The 21,061-nt window shown below is 38.7% G+C and carries 16 protein-coding genes; 3 read left to right on the top strand and 13 right to left on the bottom strand.

Going from position 1 to position 21,061, the window contains the following annotated elements; translation table 11 throughout:
• A partial coding sequence (locus KK060_RS07515; RefSeq protein ID WP_254153085.1) for a MarR family winged helix-turn-helix transcriptional regulator occupies positions 1-277 on the bottom strand: 277 nt, incomplete at its 3' end.
• Between the two features lie 352 nt (positions 278-629).
• On the opposite strand from KK060_RS07515, the gene KK060_RS07510 reads away from it, so the two are divergent.
• Entirely contained in the window at positions 630-1,103 is a 474-nt protein-coding gene (locus KK060_RS07510; protein WP_254153084.1) for an MOSC domain-containing protein, read from the top strand.
• Positions 1,104-1,116: 13 nt separating this feature from the next.
• On the opposite strand, the gene KK060_RS07505 is transcribed toward KK060_RS07510, so the two are convergent.
• From KK060_RS07505 to KK060_RS07460, 10 genes are all read right to left on the bottom strand, one after another.
• Entirely contained in the window at positions 1,117-2,997 is a 1,881-nt protein-coding gene (locus KK060_RS07505) for a GAF domain-containing protein (protein WP_254153083.1), read from the bottom strand.
• Between the two features lie 94 nt (positions 2,998-3,091).
• Positions 3,092-4,981: a tetratricopeptide repeat protein gene (locus KK060_RS07500; RefSeq protein WP_254153082.1), complete on the bottom strand. Its 1,890-nt coding sequence runs from the start codon at positions 4,979-4,981 to the stop codon at positions 3,092-3,094.
• Positions 4,982-5,238: 257 nt separating this feature from the next.
• Complete coding sequence (locus tag KK060_RS07495) at positions 5,239-6,930, bottom strand: Ig-like domain-containing domain (protein WP_254153081.1); 1,692 nt, start codon at positions 6,928-6,930, stop codon at positions 5,239-5,241.
• Positions 6,927-7,691, bottom strand: a complete 765-nt coding sequence (locus KK060_RS07490; RefSeq protein ID WP_254153080.1) for a class I SAM-dependent methyltransferase — start codon at positions 7,689-7,691, stop codon at positions 6,927-6,929. The genes KK060_RS07495 and KK060_RS07490 overlap by 4 nt, the downstream gene beginning before the upstream one ends.
• 124 nt (positions 7,692-7,815) lie before the next feature.
• Positions 7,816-9,678 carry a tRNA uridine-5-carboxymethylaminomethyl(34) synthesis enzyme MnmG gene (gene mnmG, locus KK060_RS07485; RefSeq protein WP_254153079.1) on the bottom strand — a complete coding sequence of 621 codons (1,863 nt, stop codon included), beginning with the start codon at positions 9,676-9,678 and terminating at the stop codon, positions 7,816-7,818.
• A 141-nt stretch (positions 9,679-9,819) separates the two neighbouring features.
• Entirely contained in the window at positions 9,820-10,239 is a 420-nt protein-coding gene (ybeY, locus tag KK060_RS07480) for an rRNA maturation RNase YbeY (protein ID WP_254153078.1), read from the bottom strand.
• Positions 10,239-10,643, bottom strand: coding sequence for an ATP-binding protein (locus tag KK060_RS07475; RefSeq protein ID WP_254153077.1), 405 nt, complete (start codon positions 10,641-10,643; stop codon positions 10,239-10,241). Before KK060_RS07475 ends, ybeY begins: the two co-directional genes overlap by 1 nt.
• A 13-nt stretch (positions 10,644-10,656) precedes the next feature.
• The gene (locus KK060_RS07470) at positions 10,657-14,040 is read right to left on the bottom strand and encodes a DUF4175 family protein (protein WP_254153076.1); all 3,384 of its coding nucleotides are present in this window, start codon (positions 14,038-14,040) and stop codon (positions 10,657-10,659) included.
• A gap of 118 nt (positions 14,041-14,158) precedes the next feature.
• The gene (locus KK060_RS07465; RefSeq protein WP_254153075.1) at positions 14,159-14,539 is read right to left on the bottom strand and encodes a hypothetical protein; all 381 of its coding nucleotides are present in this window, start codon (positions 14,537-14,539) and stop codon (positions 14,159-14,161) included.
• Positions 14,532-14,873, bottom strand: a complete 342-nt coding sequence (locus KK060_RS07460) for a carboxymuconolactone decarboxylase family protein (RefSeq protein WP_254153074.1) — start codon at positions 14,871-14,873, stop codon at positions 14,532-14,534. Before KK060_RS07460 ends, KK060_RS07465 begins: the two co-directional genes overlap by 8 nt.
• A gap of 60 nt (positions 14,874-14,933) precedes the next feature.
• Here KK060_RS07460 and KK060_RS07455 point away from each other — a divergent pair, with 60 nt between their 5' ends.
• A complete protein-coding gene (locus KK060_RS07455) occupies positions 14,934-15,638 on the top strand; it encodes a ComF family protein (protein WP_254153073.1) in 705 nt (234 codons plus the stop codon).
• 235 nt (positions 15,639-15,873) lie between these two features.
• On the opposite strand, the gene KK060_RS07450 is transcribed toward KK060_RS07455, so the two are convergent.
• On the bottom strand, positions 15,874-16,866 hold the full coding sequence (locus tag KK060_RS07450) for an aspartate-semialdehyde dehydrogenase (protein ID WP_254153072.1): 993 nt from the start codon (positions 16,864-16,866) through the stop codon (positions 15,874-15,876).
• A gap of 48 nt (positions 16,867-16,914) precedes the next feature.
• Here KK060_RS07450 and KK060_RS07445 point away from each other — a divergent pair, with 48 nt between their 5' ends.
• Entirely contained in the window at positions 16,915-19,545 is a 2,631-nt protein-coding gene (locus KK060_RS07445; protein ID WP_254153071.1) for a lamin tail domain-containing protein, read from the top strand.
• A gap of 55 nt (positions 19,546-19,600) precedes the next feature.
• Here the strand turns inward: KK060_RS07445 and KK060_RS07440 are convergent, their stop codons facing one another.
• Positions 19,601-20,608 carry an isoaspartyl peptidase/L-asparaginase family protein gene (locus KK060_RS07440; protein ID WP_254153091.1) on the bottom strand — a complete coding sequence of 336 codons (1,008 nt, stop codon included), beginning with the start codon at positions 20,606-20,608 and terminating at the stop codon, positions 19,601-19,603.
• Positions 20,609-21,061 lie beyond the last annotated feature (453 nt).

The following is a 21,061-nucleotide window of genomic DNA, read 5'->3' as shown; positions in this document are numbered from 1 at the left end:
ACGCTATCCGCACTAATCGTTTATCACTTGCATCTCCAATTCTATAGATAAAGCCCTTTTCCTCCATGCTTTTTAATAGGCGGGTAAGGCTTCGTGCTTCCAAACCCATGAGCGGAGCGATTTTGGTTGCCGGCACACCTTCTTCCGAATTAATATTTAACAATACGAAGCCCATTGACATTGTGAAGTCATTTTTTATAGCTTGCTGGTTATACATTCGTGCGATTGCATGCCAAGCCGCTTTAATATGGTAATCTACTGTTTCTTCTCTGCGCATTCGTTTTCAGAAGAGAACGAAAGGTAAAAAAAATTGTTATGCATGCATACTATGTGCCTGATTTTTTTACTTTTTTATCGGCTCAATTGAAATACAGGGTACGAGCGTTAAAGCCCTTATTTTAAGTGCAGGCTCATCGTGCTACCCATCTGTGATCAGTATTGCTTCTGTCGTTCTTCTGTGATCCTTGTATCAACTTACTGAAAAACGGCTTTTTGCTGAAGAATCATTGAATTAACAGTGAAATATCACAGAATCACTACTATAGCTGCTCCGATGGCAGAAGGAAGTAGCTATATACGCATTCTTAATTTTTTCGACATCCATCAAACCAGTTAAAAGAATAGATTTTATGACGATAAAAGAGCTGCAGGAAAATTTTAATGGATCTGGAAGGGTAACCTTTATCAGTGTAAGACCCGAAAGACTAAAACCATTGGTTGTGCTCGATCATGTTGTTGCTATTCATCAAAAAGGGCTTGAAGGCGACAGGTATGCAAGCTCTGGCTCAAGACAAGTAACTTTAATTCAGGATGAGCACCTTAAGGCTGTCTCATCTTTTTTAGGCAGAGATGTAAAACCAGAAATGGTAAGAAGGAACATTGTAGTTGCTGGAATAAACCTTCTGGCTCTTAAAGGAAAAAAATTCAAGGTTGGCGAAGCTGTTCTGGAATATTCGGGTGAATGCCATCCCTGCTCAAGAATGGAGACCAACCTAGGATTAGGGGGTTACAATGCCATGCGCGGCCATGGTGGGATAACTGCGCGGATAATTAAAAGTGGGTTAATTAAAATGGGCGACCCAGTAATTGCGGTGGTTGAATAAGTCCCTCTCTTGTTTATACTACTTCCTCTTTATATCTCCGCAGTTGTCTTTTAAGATTTTCGATCTCAAAATGCATTTCCATCCGCTGGCGTTCGAGCTGCTCTTGTGTGGCCTGAAGCTCCTCCGCATTTTGTCTCATTTCCTCTTCCTGGTGGGCTAATTCATTTGCTCTTTGTTGAGATTCTTTTAGCAAGCGTTCTGTTTCCTGTGATATTCTTTTATTCGATAAAATTGTTGCAATACTCTCCGCTATTTTTTCAACAAAATCCACCTGATAGTTTTCAAGAAGCTGGAAGGAAGCCAATTCAATTACACCCATTACAAGCTGCTTTTGTTTAAGCGGAACAATCAATACATTTCGCGGCGTTGCCTCACCCAAACCTGAAGTTATTTTTACATAATCTTTTGGTATCTCTTTAATGTAAATTGTAGAACGTTCGATAATGCTTTGTCCTATTAAACCTGTTCCCCACGTTAGCCTCTCCTCAACTGATTTTGTCTTGCCGTAAGCGTACGTCGAAATCCGGGCAATTGTATCTTGGTTGTTCTCTTTTTCTATTATGTACAACGCACCTTGATTGCAGTGCAGATATTGAATAAGAACTTTCAACACTTTATCGCCTAGAGCAGATAGACTTTCGCCTTCGCTTTTTAAAATTTCATTAAACCTTGCAGCACCTTCATTTGCCCAATTAATTTTTGCTTGCTGATCTTCAGCTTCCTTTAATTTTGTTTGCATGTTGATAATGGATTGCGCAAGCACGTCATTGCTAAACTTTTCATCGTACTCGGCATCCAGATTACCGTTACCAAGATGCATAGCAAACTGCGAAGCAAACGCTATTCGATCTAGAAATTGGTTCAGTGCACTTTTTGTTTGTCCTAGTTCTTCGTTGGTAAATACTTTTAATTTTTTCGGAAAGAGCCCACTCGCCAGTGCCTGCATGGCAGATCTTATTTCTTTTATTGGCGAGGTAATAAGATTAGAATAGAGAATGGCCATCAGCATACCGACTAATAACTGAAAGCCAAAGATTACTGTAAGAATGATTTTTGTTTGCAATATTTCCTTTTCATTGTCTGCCTTAACCGACAATCGAAATCTCTCAAGTTCTGGCTTAGTAGTTTCGAAGTTGTTTTTTATCTCACCACGAATTCCTTCGGTTTCTTTAAGTCCTATCTGCTTTTCGATTTCAACAACATCATTAAACTGCTTTCTGTAGTTTTCAAGGTTTGTTATTATAACTTTTAGCGCGTCTGCATCTTCTTTTGCTCTCAAAAGCGATTTGAACTTTTCGATGTCGTTATTAAATTCAACCTGATACTTTAAATCTTTACGCAAGAAGAAGTCCTTCTCATGCCTCCTTAATGAAAGCATCTCTGCTTTATCATATTCAAATTCAGAATTTTCAACTTTATGAATAGCATCTCTTAAAGTACCTTCAAGTCCAAAATCTCTAAAGCCTCTTTTCTTTAGAAGTGTGACTAGTAAATTGAAATGGCTATCGATATTATCAAAAGTTAATTTTAAGTTTTTTGAGGCAGAGGCAGTCTTGAATTTTTTTAACTCCGCACTATTTTCAAGTTGAGATAATATTCTGTTGGCGGCGTTCAAAGCGGTATCAAACTTATCAATAGATTTGTTTTTACCGATCTCTTGAAACTCATTTAGTTTATAACCTTCATACATGAAGTCCTTTACCGCGACATCCATTGTTTCGAGGTGAAGTTTAAGTCCATCGACTTGCTCATTTATTGATTTATAATAAATAATCTTATTTATCGACGTTATGGAAAATATAATAAGAAGAACAGATAGCAAAAGTACAGAGCCAAATGCAGCCAGAAGTTTAAGGCGAATCTTCAGGCCCTTGAGCCAATTGAGAAAGGACATGTGATAACAGTTTTATCTGTTACAAAAGAAATGGTGATAAGCGGCAAAGTCTTGATCACCGTATTATCAAATCATTAAGTATAAATGCTTTATTTTAATTAATGGGAGTTTCAGTTTCATGAAAATCGCCGCGCAGCATACGAAAGCGCTTCCGGGCCTCTGCAGCATAAACGCTTCCGGGAAATTTAGTTAAGAAATCGCGGTACATTTCCATCGCCTTATCCTTGTTCTTCAAATAACGTTCAGAAATTTCGGCTTGTAAAAAATATGCGTCATCCGCCAGGATATCTGATCCGAATTCATCCAATATTTTTTGAAGGAGTGCATTAGCTTGTTCAAACTCACCCCGCTTTAAAAGAATATTTGCTTCCAGCCAATATACGTCATCCAGGATAGTTTGATTTGAAAAAGTAGCACTGTCTCCTATTCCCTGTTTTAATTTTTGAACTTTTTGAAGCGCTTCGTCAATCTTATTTTGATATAACAACAGTTCGACAATAGCATACTGTTTTAACGCCTCACCAACGGAATCGAGCGCAATATTTTCTTTTATTCGCATGCTCAGGTCCATTGCATCATTTGCAATTTCCCGGGTTGTCGCTTCTTTTAGAATGTCGAGATGTTCCTGGGCAAGCCGGAAGTCACCTTTGTAATAGGATAGTTTCGCATTTTTCAATTTTGCCTCATAGCCAACCGGATTTTCTTTTTGCGTTTTTTCTACCTGGGAATAAAGAAGTGTCGATTCCCACGATTCACCTTTGAGCAAATAAATATCACCAAGATCGAGCTTTGCTTTGGATTTCAGAAATAGCGAAGTTCTTGGATTAGAAATAAGCTTGTTTAAGATTTGGACGGCAGAATCTTTTTGATCAAGATAGTTAGCAAAAAGAATAGCCTGGTTTCTTTGTGCTTCCAGCGAGTTATTGTTATCCGGAAATTGGTTGATAAATTTTTTATAGTCAGTTATTAAAGTTTTGACGGAATCTTTACTAACCGGAAAGCTATTTTTAATTTTTGCTTCGCGAGATCTTATAAGTCCAAGGCGCGCTAATAGATTATTTGAGGAGTTCGAATATTGGTTAACAATGTACCGGTAGATTTTCGACGCATTTTCGTAATCGCCGTTATCTAAAGCAACTTTCGCAACTTCCATGGACTTTTCACCGTCTTTCTTATATCTTTTATCATAGGCCCTGGCTTGTATAAATGACGCGTAAAAGTTCTTCTGTTGCATCGTTACCCAAATTAACAGGTCAGTGTAAACCTCGACCTCGGGGTTCTGCTGTACTTTGTCGTACAAAAGTCGTTCAAGGCTTTCAAGTTCCTCTGGTTTTGTTAGCAGTGCCTGCATGACGTTTTTTACGTACTGCACATTGGCAGAATTTTGGGTTACGTAGTTCAAGTATTCGCGAACCATTTTGTCCTGCTGCCCCTGAAGCCTGTAAAGCATGGCAAGATCCAGGCTGAACAGAAAAGGGTTTCCCGATACGTTTCTTGATTCTGTAAGCGCCAATACGGCATAATCTGTGAGTGATCTTCCGGAAAGGTAATCAGACGCCATTTTTGAAAGATGGACACTGGACTTAACCTCATTGATGATGTCCCGAAAATACTTGTCAGCCTTTGTTAGTTCCCCAGCACGCACGTAAACGAGGCCCACGTCGAGCCGATATTGAAGATTGCTGGGATCGCGTCTTAAAACCCGTTTTAAATAAGCCTGCGCATCGTCAAACTCCCCGGCATCCAACATTATGTTGATGTAATTGTTGTGTATAAGTGGAATGTTGGCATCATTCTTTGATAAGTCCTTGTATATCTCAATAGCTTTTTTCTTATCCCCTTTTAGTACGTACTCATTAGCTAATTGAATTTCTGATTGATTCTGGGATATGGCACTAAAGGAGATCAGGAGAAGAATTATCCATATACACAGCATTCTTATTATTCTTATTATATATGTATTTATGTAATTATAATTAGCCATGTTGATAAGTTGATAAGTTCAGTTCCAGGACTTCTGTGAATATAATGTTAATCTGATCGCCAATTCAATTGTTTTATTTTCAATTACTTATGTAGTTATTAACAAAGTTAATTTGTGTGGATAATCGCGTTGTTTATAAGTTGGATTGTTAATGTTTGTTTGTAACTCTTGATTCATTAACAATTCTGTTTTGTTTTTTCTTATTCTACAGCTTTTAACGTGTTTTTCGTTTTTTCCATCTTTTATCCACAGAGTTTTTAATAAGTTATCAACAAAGGACCGATCTCAAAGTTTGCCTTAAGTTTGATCTCCCGTTGACCATTTTCGTCTTCCCAATAGAATATTTCTTCAGGTTCTTCTTTTCTAATATAGTTTCCTGCATCCCATACACCATTTCCATTCCTGTCCAATATTATTCTTAATTGGTAGGTAGAGGGTTGAAGGTCTTCGAATGAATAGCTCTTTTTTATGGTTGATTCTATTATATTTCCTTGATTATCAACAAGTTGTATTATTGTGTTATCCGGTGACTGTTTGGTTTCAACTATGATGACACCCATATCTTCGTACCTGGATGGAGAAATGGATTGTTTTGTTTGATTTGATGAATCTAATTCCACACTTATGAAAGCTGCCTTTCCGATGTAGAATTCATTTTCAATGTTTGGCTTTTCGGGTTTGTCAGATTTTGTTGTGTCTGGAATGTTGGGTTGAACCGGTGTTGGTTCCTCTACGACCTGATAAAAGTTTTTATCGAACTTCTTGGAAAGCGTTAGTTTTTTAGTAGGCTCATCGTAGATCACGTCGTTTTGATTAAATGTAATAACATGTGATGTATCAATGCTAAATCTTAGGCTGTCGAAGTCTATTTCCTTTAGTGGTTTAGAAAATGAGAACGTTGCTCTAAATATTCCCTTGTCAGCAAGTACTTCTGCTTTATCTACCTTAGCTGTAAATTTCTCCGGTTCTACTTCTCTTTTATTGAATTTTACATAGAGAGCAGTATCGATCTTGTTTTGTATACTGTCTTCAAGATGCAGTTTTATTTGTGTGCTGTCCTTGTTTTGAAGTGTATTGTAAACAAGAATATTGGATTGATCTGCACCATAAGAGAAGTAGACATCTGAGCCATCTATTGCGGATAAAGAGAAACTTTTTAGATTCTTCGAGGCACGTATGTTAAAGTACGTGTTGTAGGGTCTCGCACTAGTAATTTTAAGTTGTCGTGTATCTAGTTTTACCAAGCCTAGTAAAATGTCTTTAATGTTTTGGTCAAGCAAAAACGAGTCTCTCTTGAAGCCGTACTGTTCCGATTTGGAATCTACAATTAAGTTTTTGTTTTGATCTGCAATTGCGTATATATTATAGAGTCCTGGCTTTAGGTTTTGTATTTGAAAGATTCCGTCTTCATCTGTTTTCGTAATAAATGTTGCAGGGTGTTTTAGAATACTAAAGGTGTCATTATACGGTTGTACTGCAACGGTGATGTCTTTTAATGCTTTTTGTTCTAGAATGTCAAATGCTATTCCTTCGACAGACATTGAGTCGATATAACTTCCTGTGCTTACAGCAATCCTTAAGTTTCTTGCCGGATTTTTTTCAGTTACGTCCTGGACGGCATCGCGGAAGTTGAATGTATAGGTGGTACTGTCTTTCAAGGTTGTTTCGAAATCTAAAACCACCTTGTTGTTTCGTGCCTCTACGTTGTAGGTTTTTCCGATAGTTGGCGCTATTATTATTTGTTCTTTTGGGTTGGCGAGATTAATCATCTCCGAGAATGTTAACTCAAGGCTTTTGCCTTTGAAGTTTATGGATTGGTCTGCAGGCACAACTCTTACAAGTCTTGGAGGAATAGTATCCTTAGGACCTCCGGTAGGTGCACTTTGCCTTGCACATGAAAAGAAAAACAATATGTAGATGAACCAATGAAGATTTTTATACAGAGTCATTTTTTACTTAGCTTATAAATAAGACTTGAATAATTAGTGTTTTCTTTTGCTTGATAATTTGAAATAGCACCTTGATAGAACGCTTTTACCATTGTTACCAGCGTGGTACTTCCCCTTTTATATTTCTCGCTAAGCAGGCTAACATAGTATGCATCCAGCTTCATCGGGATAATATCATCAAGAATGAATCCATGTTTTTCAAAAAGCATTTGGATGTTGTTTTTTGAGAAGTGCCATAGATGCCGCGGTACATCATAAGCGGCCCAATTATCTTGGTAATGTTTTGCGTCCGCGCTTTCTCGGTTCGGAACTGCGATGAACACTTTGCCTTTTGAATCAAGCATCTGGTGAAGTTGTGTTAGCACTTCATTTAAATCAGGAATGTGTTCGAGTACGTGCCATAGTGTGATTGTATCAAAAGCTGGATTGTTATTGTTGGATATTTTGCTCTCTACGTTTAATCCTTTTGCTCTTGCTATTTCCCCTGCTTGGTGGTTTGGTTCAATGCCTTGTACATGATGACCTTTTTCTTGGCAGTAGTTGAGGAATTCGCCCGTACCGCAGCCATAATCCATGATGCTAAGCCATTGCTTTGTTGTTTCTTTCGTTACTAATCTATATTTCCATTGCAATGTAAAAGTTCGTGCAGTTCGGTATACCATATCTACCAAGCCTTGATTTTTGATGGTGTGCGAGGTATAATCTTTCGACTCATAGTATTTACCGAGGAGATCGTTTTCCGGCCTTGGAGAAGTAAACATTAGATCACATGTCTTGCATCTTTGAATTTCAAAAGATTCCTTCGTTAAGGTATGGTCGATAGCCGTTAACACGTTTTCGTAATTAGAGTTATTGCAAACGGGGCACTCTGCCAATTGATACATATTATTTACCCATATATATAGTTAGAACTGAAATATCTGATGGGGATACTCCACTTATTCTGGAGGCCTGCCCTATAGTTTCGGGTTTAATTCTCTTTAGTTTCTCCCTGGCTTCTGCTGATAATGCCTTCACCCGATCATAGTCGAAGTCGCCTTTTATTTTATATTCTTCAAGACTTCCGATTTTTTCGGCTATTTTTTGTTCTCGTTCAATGTACGTTTCATACTTTACGTGAACTTCTACCTGTTCCTGGATTTCCTTGTCATACCGGTTTAGAAGTTGCTTTACACTAGTGTCAATTTGCGCTAATTCGTTTATCCCTATCTGCGGCCTTCTTAACAGATTAATAACTGGTACTTTCTCTTTAATAGTTGCAGTGTTTAATCCTTCTAGTTCAGAATTTATGATTTTGGGGTCTACTTTAACCTTCTTGAGACCTGTGAGTAGTTTTTCTATCCCTTCCTTTTTGCTCTGTACTCTTTGCAGCCTTTCGTCAGATGCAAGTCCTATTTTATGGCCCAGTTCCGTTAGACGCAGGTCTGCATTGTCTTGTCTCAGTAAGATTCTATACTCGGCGCGTGAAGTAAACATTCTATAAGGTTCCTGCGTACCCTTGTTGATCAAGTCGTCTATCAATACACCAATGTATGCTTCAGATCGCTTTAATATAAATGGTTCCTTATCATGCGCCTTGTTGTGAGCGTTAATTCCTGCCATTAATCCTTGACACGCAGCTTCTTCGTAACCTGTTGTGCCGTTTATTTGCCCTGCAAAGAACAGGTTTTCCAATTGCTTGGTCTCGAGTGATAGTTTTAGCTGAGTTGGTGGGAAGAAATCATATTCAATTGCATATCCTGGTCTGAACATCCTTACGTTTTCAAACCCTGGTATTTTTTTGATTGCTTTGTATTGAATATCCTCGGGTAAAGAAGTGGAAAATCCATTCACGTAGATTTCTACGGTATTCCACCCTTCTGGCTCTACAAATATTTGGTGCCTGTCCCTTTCTGCGAACCTATTGATCTTGTCCTCAATCGAAGGACAATATCTCGGACCCAAGCCCTTTATTCTTCCTTGAAACATAGGACTTTTATCAAAGCCCTTCTGAAGTTCTTCGTGAACTGCGTCGTTGGTATACGTTATCCAACAGCTTACTTGCTGGTCTAACGGCTTTGTATCAGTATAGGAGAATTTGGAAGGATTCTCGTCTCCTTTCTGTTCCTCCATCTTTGAATAGTCAAGGCTTCTGCCATCTACTCTTGGCGGGGTGCCTGTTTTCATTCTGCCTGATTCAAGACCCAGTTGTATCAATTGCTCTGTTAGTCCTGTTGCTGCACCTTCACCTGTTCGTCCCCCCCCAAACTGTTTTTCTCCTATGTGAATTTTTCCGTTTAAAAACGTTCCATTGGTTAATACAACTGACTTAGCTTCTATCTCTAGCCCAAGGCTTGTCTTAACCCCAACAACCCTATTATTCTTTACGAGGAGTTCTTTAACCATTTCTTGCCAGAAGTCAATATTTGGGACTCTCTCAAGCGATAGTCGCCATTCTTCTGTGAATCTCATTCTGTCGTTTTGCGTTCTTGGGCTCCACATTGCGGGTCCTTTAGACATGTTGAGCATTCTGAATTGGATCATTGATTTGTCAGATACAATTCCTGACAATCCACCTAATGCGTCAATCTCTCGCACAATTTGGCCCTTCGCCACACCACCCATTGCAGGGTTGCAAGACATTTGGGCAATGGTTGTCATGTTCATAGTTATCAATAGGACTTTCGAACCCATAGTTGCAGCGGAAGCTGCAGCTTCGCATCCCGCGTGGCCCGCCCCTACTACTATCACATCGTACTTTGGAAACATTATCTATATGTTGTTTTATTTCTTTTTGGTAACGTGTTCCACGTGGAACACATTAATTATGTACACTCTTTAATTATGTACACTCTTTGTGTTCCACGTGGAACATTGTTTTTGCCTTACTACTCTGTTCCACGTGGAACACTATCTTTTCATTAAGCACGCGTCTTCTTTCTTACGCATTAATGCTTTAGCTTTTGCTGTTTTGTCTTTATAGCCTAATAGATGGAGAACACCGTGGATCATCACCCTGTTCAGCTCATCTAAAAAGCCTGAATTAAATTTCGCTGAGTTTTCTTTTACCCTTTCAATGCTTATGTAGATGTCGCTTTCAACCACTCCTTTTTCAGAGCTATTGTCGAAAGTGATTATATCCGTGAGGGAAGTGTGATTTAGAAAATCAACATTAATCTTGTTCAAGTATTCGTCTGAGCAGAAGATGTAGTTAATCTCTTTAAGTTTGTATCGCTCGCCCTTAATAATGCGACTAATCCAGTTGCTGGTTTTTCTTGGGTAAGGTATCTTGAAGTCTACGTCCTCGACAAAGTAGTTAATCAGGGGCATTACGTGTTCATGTAAAAACTAAGTTCCACAATTCGTCCGTTGTCTTTAAATTCAACCTCGTCCGATAGGTGCTTCATTAAAAAGATGCCTCTTCCTCCTGGTTTCTCTATATTTTCAGGTGCTGTGGGGTCAGGGAGGTTATGATGATCAAAACCACTGCCTTCATCTTTTACAGTGAATTTAATCAGGCTCTCTTGGAAATGCAGGGTGAGTTGCACGTTCTTACTCCTATCGCTATTGTTGCCGTGCTTAATCGCGTTGTTTACAGCTTCAGTTACGGCAATCATGATATTACCATAAATATCATCATCAAGGTGAAATCGCTCTTTGGCGTTGTCAATAAAGCTTTCGATCATCCGAATGTTTTCTGCTAGAGAAGGCACTTGGATATTAATGGTATTCATGAATCTATTAAGGTTAGTTGGTTCCCATTCTTTTAAAGTACTCACTTACTTCCTTCTTGTAATAAGGATATAATTTTGGTGGTACCGTCTTTAACAATTCTACTTCTTTTTCTTTAAGCCTCAAGTACTCTTCAAACGCCTTCGGCATTTCCTGCTCGTACTCCTTCGCTGTTTCCCCTTTTCGTTCTTCATCCATGTTTTGTTCACGCATTGATTTTTCTGCGTCTAACAAACGTGTCATTATCTCTTTTTGCCTTTTGATGAGCTGATCTGTCAATTGCTTATTAACAAGGTCCATTTCAGTTTGTTCCATTTTACTTGGGAGATCTCCCCCTGGCATTTTTCCTTCTTTCTTCATCTTCTCCTGCATCTCCTGAAGTGCTCTGCGAATTCGCTCCTGCTCCGCCGCCATCTTAGCTAACTCTTCTGAAAGCTCTCTGCCGCCTTTGCCACTGTTCTTTAAATCCTGGATTTTCTGGTTTAACTGCTGCTGCATTTGGCTTAAGCTAGGCTTCTGCCCTTTTTGATTTGACTTCTTCATTGAAGGCTTTGCATTCGCCATCATCTGCATCATCATATCAAAATGATCGTCGAGCATTAAGGCAAGGTTATTAATAGACGTCATCGTCATTTGCATTTCGCTGGAGGCCTGTGGCCTCTTTCTCTCTTTATTAGCCTCAATAACCTTCTCCAGGTGGTTATTTAATTCTCCAATCTCTTTTGTAATGAAGCCACCCATCATCGGATCTTTTTTGCCTAAAGCAAGCAAACTGTCTTCAAGTACTTTCGAGTCGTCTCGTAGCTTGATCTCCCGTTGAGCAAGGAGGTTGAACCGTGGATCATTTTGTTGGAGTTCATTAAACTCCTTCATTAAATTCTCTTGGTCGAATGAAAGCTTTACCAGCCCGTGAATGATTTGTCTTAGTGACTCCAGATTTTGCATATCCATCTCCATCATCATGGAGTTCTGCATTCCTTCCATCTTCTGCTGCATTTGCTGCATCTTTTGAAGGGCGTTCTTCTGAGGAGTTCTAGCTTTAGACGGATTCTTCTGTTCTAGCTGTTCCTTACTTTGTTGTTGCTCTTGCTGGATTTGTTCTTTCTCTTGTTCAGAAGGAAGTTCTTCATCTTTGTTAAGCTCATCACCCATCTTCTCAAGCTCTTCCATTTTTTCAGAGGTTTCTTTAAACTTCTGCATTAAGTCCTCCTGCTCGTTTGCAAGACTCTCAGGAGAGTTTTCGTTCTGACTATTTTGCTCCTGGTTACTATCCTTCTGTTCCTGATTCTTTTGATTCTGACCTTTCTGATCTTTGTCTGACTTGCCATTAGGCTTGTTCTCTCTCTCTAGAGATTCAGTTTTCTCCAATAAAGATTTTTGCTCTTCTACCTGTTTCTTCAAGTCTTGAACAGTCTGATCAAGCTTAAACTCGTATTGTAGTTCTTTAAATAATTCTAATGTCCGCTCAAGTTCTTTCTCCAGGTTGTTAGTGTTTTGATTAAGTTTATCCATTAACTTTTGAAGTTGGTTTACATCAGCATTCTCTTTCAATAGCTTTTGTAATTCTTCAAAAAGTTTCTTGGTTTCTTCATCCAATAACTCGTCCATCAGTTTTTGTAGTTGCTGTGCTTTCTCTTTGATGCGTTCATTCTGTTCAGTGAAAGCGTTCTTCTTTTCATCCAATAATTTATTCTCCTCTTTTAGCTGTTGAACAATTTGGTCAAGCCCTTGCTTCTGTTGAAGAATATCTTCCAACATCTTCTTGTCTTGCCAATCGAGAGATTGCTTGCCCTTCAGCTTCTGATTTGCCTGTTCAATTTGATCTTGTAGCTTGTTGGCTTTATTAAAGCTTTGATCAATTTTATGTTGCGTTTGAGATTGTGATTTTGAAATCTGTGCTACCAGGTTTTCTTCTGTAGGTACCAAAAATGTATAACTACTGCTCTTCGTTGATTTTCTACCGTTAACTCCGTCATTATCAAATACTTGTAGATAATATTCGAGGTGCTGGCCCGGCTTGAGCTTTAGGGAATCGACAGCCCAGTTGTAGAAGAAATTTTGTTGAACCTGATTTTTTGAAATCGGGATTCTTATTGAGCGCTTTGTAATGTCTCTTTGGTCCTCGTCTTTAACTGTAAAGTGTAATGTTAATTCTGTTACGCCGTAATCATCTCCTATCATTCCGCCCAGCATTACTCTTTTATATAATACAGAGTCTTTAAAATTATTAACAGCGATTTGAGGATATTGATCTTTAATTACTTCAATCTGGTAAAAGATCTTCTCTTTGTTTTTACTCTTATCGTTTTCTAAAATAATCTCATACTGATCGGGATTATTAAACTTCTTTTCAAAAGTAAATGTCTCATTACCAGTGTTTTGTACGGAGTTTGATGATTTATCAGAAAAGAAAGTAATGGATGCTCTTTCTGCATGTATTGTCTTTAAGTTCCATTTTACGTTTGTGCCTTCCGGAATCTCTAGATTTCCTGCGTTTGCCAGACGCTCATTTTTACGCTGTAAATACCTTGGAAATTCCAACTCAACATTAAAGCGAGCCATTTCTGGTCTGTTAACCATTTCTATTGTATACAAATCAGAGAAAAATCCTGCTGCTTCAACCTGCAGTTGAATAGGTTCTTGTATACGTTCAAACAGATATTGAAACTCGCCATTGCCCGTATGCTCCAGTTTTAAACGCTGCCCCTTGGATATGATGTAAGCACTTGAGGGAACCGCTGACCCGGTAAGCTGCACTTTAAAAGTAAAGTCTTCGTTATAAAATGCAGTTAGCCCATTGTTCTTAACAATAAAGTTAAAAGGTGCTTCAGGAGCGTACTCTCTGTTAAAATGCATAATACGGTCCGTGCTTTTTGTGATAATGCTCTGGTTAAAGATGAGGATAACCAGTACGATGCCTAAAGGAATTGCCAAGTACTTTAAGTACCTTTTATTTTCACTTAAGTCTATGGCGCGATCAAAAACAATAGGATCAAACTCCCGCGATTTTTGTTCGACACTTGCAAAAGTTAATGCAGATTCTTGTTTGCTTGAAGAGAGCTGAATAAGATTCAGCAGCCTGTCCTTAATGGTTGGTATCGCACTACCTATAATCTTTGCCGTTTCTTCATCATTAATACCTCTTCTTGCCAGCCACCATTGCAGGGGTTCGTTTAGAAACTTGTAAACGCAATACCCTGCCGTACCAAAAAATGTAATCAGAATAGTTAAGCGGGCCCATTGGCTTAACCACAAATTGTGTTCGAGCAATGATGCCAAAACGAGGTATCCTATAAGGATAGACAAAGTCAGAATAATACCCCTAATGAAAATATTGAGGTAATACTTCTTTTGAAAAGACTTAATCTTTTGCTCAATACGTCCTGCTCCAGCGCTCATCTTTCCTTGGAATTTAGTTTTTTTAAAGCACGCACTCCACAACTCAAAAGTTGAGTAAAGAACTAATTTAATTTCTATTAATTGTTAAACAAATTGTTCCACGTAAAACACGATCAAATCACGTAGTTGGAGGGGGTTCTGTATAGGTCCATTCGTACTCTTTTTCAAAATACTCCATCACATGGATCTTGAGAAGTTTCTCCTGTTCCAATAAATCAAAGTGCGGCAACTTCTTTATCAATTTCCAATGAGGCCAGCCGTCTTTGTCGTGACCGTCAAGCTCGTAATAGCCTGCAAGGCTAAGTACTTTACAAATTCCGATATGCATCAGGTCTTGCTTTTCCTCTTTTGAGAAATTCTTCTTTCCCTGGCCTAACTCCTGAACTCCGATCAAAAACAAAACTCCATTCAAATCTTTAGGCCTCTTACCGACAATATCTTTAATGTCTTCCAGAAGTGCATTCCATTTTCTCTCCAGGTCAAGGTCACGTTTAAACATTCTGAAGTTCCTCCCAATATTCAAAAGCTCTTCTTAAGTGTGGTATAACAATAGTACCCCCAATTAATGTTGCTACACCCATCGCTTCATGAACTTCCTCGGTTTTAAATCCAACCTCCTTACATTTTCCAAGGTGATACCTCACGCAATCATCACAACGGAGAACAAGGGAACAGGTGAGGCCGATAAGCTCTTTTGACTTCACATCCAGGTGGCCTTCTGTATAAGCATTGGTATCAAGGTTGAAAATTCTCTTAATGATCAGGCTTTCAGATGCCATGATCTTTTCGTTCATCTTGCTACGATATCCATTAAAATCTTCTACTAGTCCCATAAGTATATAACTCTCTTAACTTTTTTATAATTATTTTAGTTTGACAAAGATATTATTCATTTGACAAAAACATTTGCTGCTGAGATATTGGGAGACTTTGTTTCTCTTTTCTTCCCCCATTACTGCGTTTCCTGCCACAACGCTTTAGTGAAAGGTGAAGATTTTATTTGTACCAAATGTATACTTGATCTCCCAAGATCCAACTATCATCTTGATAGAGAGAACCCTTTCTTTGTTAAGCTTAGCGGGCGACTTTCCGTTCTTTATGTAATGTCGTTTTTCAAATTTGTGAAGGGTGGTAAAGTTCAACGTGTGCTCCATTCATTGAAGTATAAGAATAAACCTGAATTTGGCAGGATGCTGGGCCGTGTTTATGGAAATGAATTGATGAATAACGGCTTTAAGGATAAGTTTGATCTTATAGTTCCAATTCCCTTGCATCGCTCCCGGTTCAAGCAAAGAGGTTATAACCAAAGTGAGGAGTTCGGAATTGGATTGGCGGAAGTATTACAAATTCCTTGTCGGGATGAGTTTTTAGTAAGAACCACCCAAACAGAAACCCAAACCAGGAGATCAAAATTAAAACGGTGGCAAAATGTAAAATCGGTATTTGAGGTAACGCAAGCCGAGGCAATATCAGGAAAAAGAATCTTGCTTATTGATGATGTTGTTACTACCGGTGCAACCCTTGAAGCTGCCGGTCAGGCTTTAATTAAGGCTAATTGTAAAGAGTTGAGTATCGCTTGTATTGCAGCTACCCAGTAGATACTATCCCTTCTGATTTTTTTATCTCAAAATTTAATTCTGTTTTCTGACTTTAGCGTAGGATGGCTTCACCATAGCCTTACCTACTTCTTTATAAAACTGAAATTATTCTTAAGGCAGCAATTTGGCAAATCTGTCCATATTAAGGGCGAACACAAAATCAACAGGTCATTGGCCTTTAGAAATTCCTATTGACCAATGACCATTAAATTTGCTTCCTATTTATCTGGAAGTTCTACACCACCAGGCTTCTTTCCATCATAAATTCAGCAATCTGAACAGCATTCGTTGCGGCACCTTTCCTAAGGTTATCAGCAACAATCCACATGTTTAAGGTATTTGGCTGGGACTCGTCTCTGCGAATTCTTCCAACAAATACCTCATCGCGACCTTTGGAATTGATCGGCATTGGGTAAACGTTATTCTTCGGATCGTCCTGAACAATTACCCCTGGTGTGGTAGCCAGAATTGAACGAACCTCACTGATGTTAAAATCATTATCGAATTGTACGTTCACAGCCTCTGAATGGCCGCCAATAGATGGTATTCTAACAGTTGTCGATGTTACACCAATTGATTGATCTCCAAGGATCTTTCTGGTTTCATTCACCATTTTCATCTCTTCCTTGGTATAGCCGTTATCTAGGAATGAATCAATATGAGGCAAAGCGTTCATATCTATAGGATGAGGATAAACTTTTGGTCCGTCTATTCCCTGGCGCTCGTTCATCATTTGCTGAACAGCGTCTTTACCTGTGCCCGTTACCGACTGATACGTAGAAACAACAATTCTCTTTAGTTTATATTTAACGTGAAGCGGAGCCAATGCCAATACCATTTGAATGGTCGAGCAATTAGGGTTCGCTATAATTCTATCGTCAATTGTAATCTCGTGTCCGTTAATTTCTGGAACAATAAGCTTTTTCGTAGGGTCCATTCTCCATGCAGAAGAGTTATCTATAACGATTGTCCCGACTTCAGCAAACTTCGGAGCCCATTCCAGCGACGTACCACCGCCTGCAGAGAAAATAGCTACATCCGGTGCTAACTTACAAGTTTCTTCAATGCTCTTTATCTTGTATTCCTTACCCTTAAACTTCATTGCCTGACCTACTGATTTGGCGGAGGCTACCAAATACAATTCATCAAAGGGAAAATTACGCTCCTCCAGCACTTTTAGAATTTCCTGGCCCACTAATCCTGTGGCACCTACTACTGCAAGTTTCATTTTGTTTTTTAAATTTAAGGGTTACAAAAATAATGAATCCCTCTCTACATGTACATCTCGTTCATTAAATCATTAGAATCTTTACAATTTTTTTTATTAACCGCCACTTTAACTTCAATAGTTTCAATTGGCATATGTACGAGCCAACAAGCGTTCGCTCAAGTTAGTGACAGTTTTGATGATGGAAATTTTACTTCTAATCCGATTTGGACAGGAGCAGACGGAAAAAACGATTTTAAGGTTGAAAGCAATCAACTGCAGCTCGACGCGCCTGCTGTAGAAGCGGTTTCATATTTGTCAACATTAAGCAATGTTATTAATCATACAATTTGGGAGTTTAATGTAAAGATGACTTTTGAAACATCATCAAATAATCTCACACGTGTGTATCTTATTTCTGATCAACAAAATCTAAGTGGGGCAATAAAGGGTTATTATGTAGAAATAGGAAATACATTAGATGAAGTAAGTCTTTATAGACAATCAGGAGTAACAGCAGGGGAAAAAATAATTGATGGCGCCGACGCACGAGTAAGGCAAAGCACAGTAACGCTTAAAGTTAAGGTAACTCGTGATAATATTGGTACTTGGAGATTATATACTGATGTTGGGATTACTGGCACTTATACTTTAGAGGGTTCGGTTATAGACAGCACGTATTTAACCTCTAAGTATTTCGGGATCTATTGTAAATACATTGCCTCACGTTCAAAGCAATTCTTCTTTGACAATTTTAACGTTAGCATTGATAAATCACCCCCTCAACTATTAACAGCTAATCCCACATCCAACAAAACTCTTTTGCTTACTTTCTCTGAAGAACTAGATCCTTCTTCAGCTTCTAACCTAAATAATTATTCTATTGATGGTTTGGGAAATCCATCTCATGTAGAGCTAATAAATGGTTCGACAGTCGGACTCACTTTTAATAGAGAATTCAGAAACGGCGCGGAATCAACAATAAAAGTTTCCGGAGTACAAGACATCGCAGCTAATGTTGCCGAAATTTCAAAAGTCTTTTTTTACTTTCAACCATTACCTGTGTCTTACCGTGATATAAGAATTACAGAAATCTTTTCTGATCCCAATCCCACTGTTGGCCTACCAGAAGCTGAGTTTATAGAGCTTTATAACAGAAGCAAAAATCCTATCAACTTAAAAGGATGGAAGATTACAGATGGAAGTTCAACAGGCACATTAGCTGATAAAATTCTTCTTCCTTCAGAATATCTCATTATCTGCGCGTCTACCTCCTCCTCATTATTTGGTTCGTATGGTTATGTCATGGGAGTTTCAAACTTTCCTACTTTAAACAATGCCGGCGATGCCATTGTAATCAGAAATAGTGAAGGTCTAAAAATTGATTCTGTAAACTACTTACTGAAATGGTTTCAAAATGAAGACAAGCGTGAAGGCGGATGGACTCTTGAATTAATAGATCCGGAAAATAATTGTACAGAAGAAACAAATTGGACTCCCTCCGAAAGTGAAACCGGTGGCACTCCCGGAAAAGTAAACTCTGTTTTTGCAAACAAACCAGATCTTACTCCTCCTCAATTAATATCTGTAATTCCATTGTCCGAAAAAAAGCTGTTACTTTCATTTGATGAAAAGCTTGATACTTCTGTTCCTCCAACTGCAGCGTTTTGGGTAAAAGATACTGATGTCTCGAGCGTAGCATTTACAGATAATTCATTTTCAAAAATCGAACTTCTGTTGTCCTCGGATCTTGAAAAGGGAAAGCTATATTCTGTTACAGTAGCAAACATCTTCGATTGCGCGGGTAATGAGATCGAACGAAACAACAGCTTAAGTTTTGGTTTGCCCGAAGAGATTAGCGCTTCAGATATTGTGATTAATGAAATACTTTTTAATCCACGGCCAGGTGGAGTAGATTTTATAGAGTTATACAATCGATCTTCTAAATATCTTAATCTTAAGAATCTCGTAATCGCCAACATTGTTGATGATCATTTGGATAAAACCAGAGCTATTTCGCCTATAGATAAGTTAGTAAGTCCTGGTGAATATCTGGTGTTAACTACTGATGCAGAAATTTTAAAGAATGAATATCCAAGGGCAAGACAAGAAACCTTTGTTGAAGTTAACATCTTGCCCAGTATGAATGATGATGAAGGCAGCATAGCAATAGCAGATACGTTAGGTGCCGTTGTTGATCAAATTTCTTACACTGATAAAATGCATTCTATGTTTGTTAAAGATAATGACGGCGTTTCTCTTGAAAGAATATCAGTTAATACGCCGACTAGCAATAATGCCAATTGGAAATCTGCCAGCTCAGCTTCTGGATTTGCAACACCAGGATATGTAAATTCAAATACAGTAAGAGGTGAATATCTGGAAGAGGATGTTATTAAAGTAATTCCTGAGATCTTTCTTCCGCTGTCAGGCCAAACTGACTTTGCTCAGATAAATTATCGGTTTGATAAAGGCGGATATGTTGCCAATGTTAAGATTTATAGTCCACAAGGTGTTGAGATTAAAACAATTGCTGAAAATGAAATCTTATCATCAGAAGGTTTTCTTAGATGGGATGGCGATACAGATAAAGGAACGAAGGCCAACGTAGGTGCGTACCTTATCTACTTCGAAGTATTCGACGACGAGGGTCAGGTTAAAACTTTCAAAAAGAGGGTAGCTATAGCAGGACGTTTTTAGTACTCGCTAAAAGACATGACTTTCTTAAAGAGCAACCTTTATTTAGAAGAGCGAGCTACTCATCCGACTTGTAAATGAATGTTCGGGCATCGCCTTTCTTTTTAATAAAACCGCGGTACATGCCTGAGGTGTTAAATGTCATAGATACATTGCCAGCTCTGTCAAGCGCAATGATGCCACCATCTCCACCGAGGGCAGGAAGCTTTTTCATTATTACACTGTCAGCCGCTTCTTGCAGACCTAAGCCTGCATATTCCATCATCGCGGCAATATCGCGCGCAACAGAAAGTCGTATAAAATACTCGCCCCATCCGGTCGAGGAGACGCCGCAAGTCTTGTTGTTGGCATAAGTGCCCGCACCGATAATAGGTGCGTCGCCAACTCTGCCATATCTTTTATTGGTCATGCCCCCGGTAGACGTACCTGCAACAATATTTCCAAATTGATCAAGAGCTACTGCTCCCACCGTTCCAAACTTTGTATCTTTTATGTATGGATCTTCAAAGGCATCTTTAAGTGATGCAGCTCTTTCTAATTCCTTTTCCTTTACCTTAAGTAATTGCTTATATCTGGTTGAATCAAAAAAGTAAGAAGGGTCTACAATTTCCAACCCTTGCTCAGAAGCAAAAGTCTCTGCACCTTTTCCTATAAGCATAACGTGCTCTGACTTTGTCATCACAGCATAAGCAGCTGTTATTGGATTTTTAATTGTTGTCACCCCAGCCACCGCCCCGGCCATTAGTGTACTGCCATCCATAATTGATGCGTCTAATTCATTCTTTCCCTCATTTGTAAAAACGGCACCCCTTCCTGCATTAAATAATGGTGAATCTTCCATTACCTTAATTGCTGTAATAACTGCATCGGCACTCTTACCTCCTTTTTCCAGCACATCAAAACCTGCTTCTAAAGCGTTTTTCAATGCTTCGTGATAGGCCTTTTCTTTCTCAGGGGTCATGTTCTCACGCTTTATTGTTCCAGCACCACCATGAATTACAAGAGTAATTGGCCCAGGAGTGTGGTTTTGCTTATCTTCGTGAGATTTTTGAGAGTTGCAACTCATAGCTAGACCGCCAATAGTTAAAAGAATAAAAAGGTAGTTCATTGAAGGAGCAGTTAAGATTGCCATAAACATATTGTTAATTGGTAAAATTAACGTCTGAATAGAGGGATTTTTACATAATATTTTTTGTTTTAGACAGCAACCTATAATTTTGCGCATCTTTTACTTCAAGACACCTTAATCATGGCCAAGACTAAAAAAGCACCCGCCAAGGCAACTAAGAAAACAACCGCTAAGGCTAAACCGGCAGCAAAAGTGAAAAAGTCGGTTCCTGCAAAAGCTAAGAAAGTTGCTAAAGCAAAGCCAGAAGCTAAAAAAGCTACGCCTAAGGTAGCCGAAAAGCCAATAAAGAAGGTGGCAACCAAAGCTATTCCAAAAACTAAGGCTCCAAAAAAAGAAGTTGCGAAGAAGGAAGAAGTTAAGAAAGAGCTTAAAAAAGAAGTAGTGAAAAAG

Origin of the sequence: Chryseosolibacter indicum (genome assembly GCF_018598585.1) — a bacterium.
In the GTDB taxonomy this organism is placed as follows: Bacteria; Bacteroidota; Bacteroidia; order Cytophagales; family Cyclobacteriaceae; genus Chryseosolibacter; species Chryseosolibacter indicus.
The sequence above is the reverse complement of the archived record's forward strand: the minus strand, read 5'-3'. Positions and strand labels throughout refer to the sequence as shown.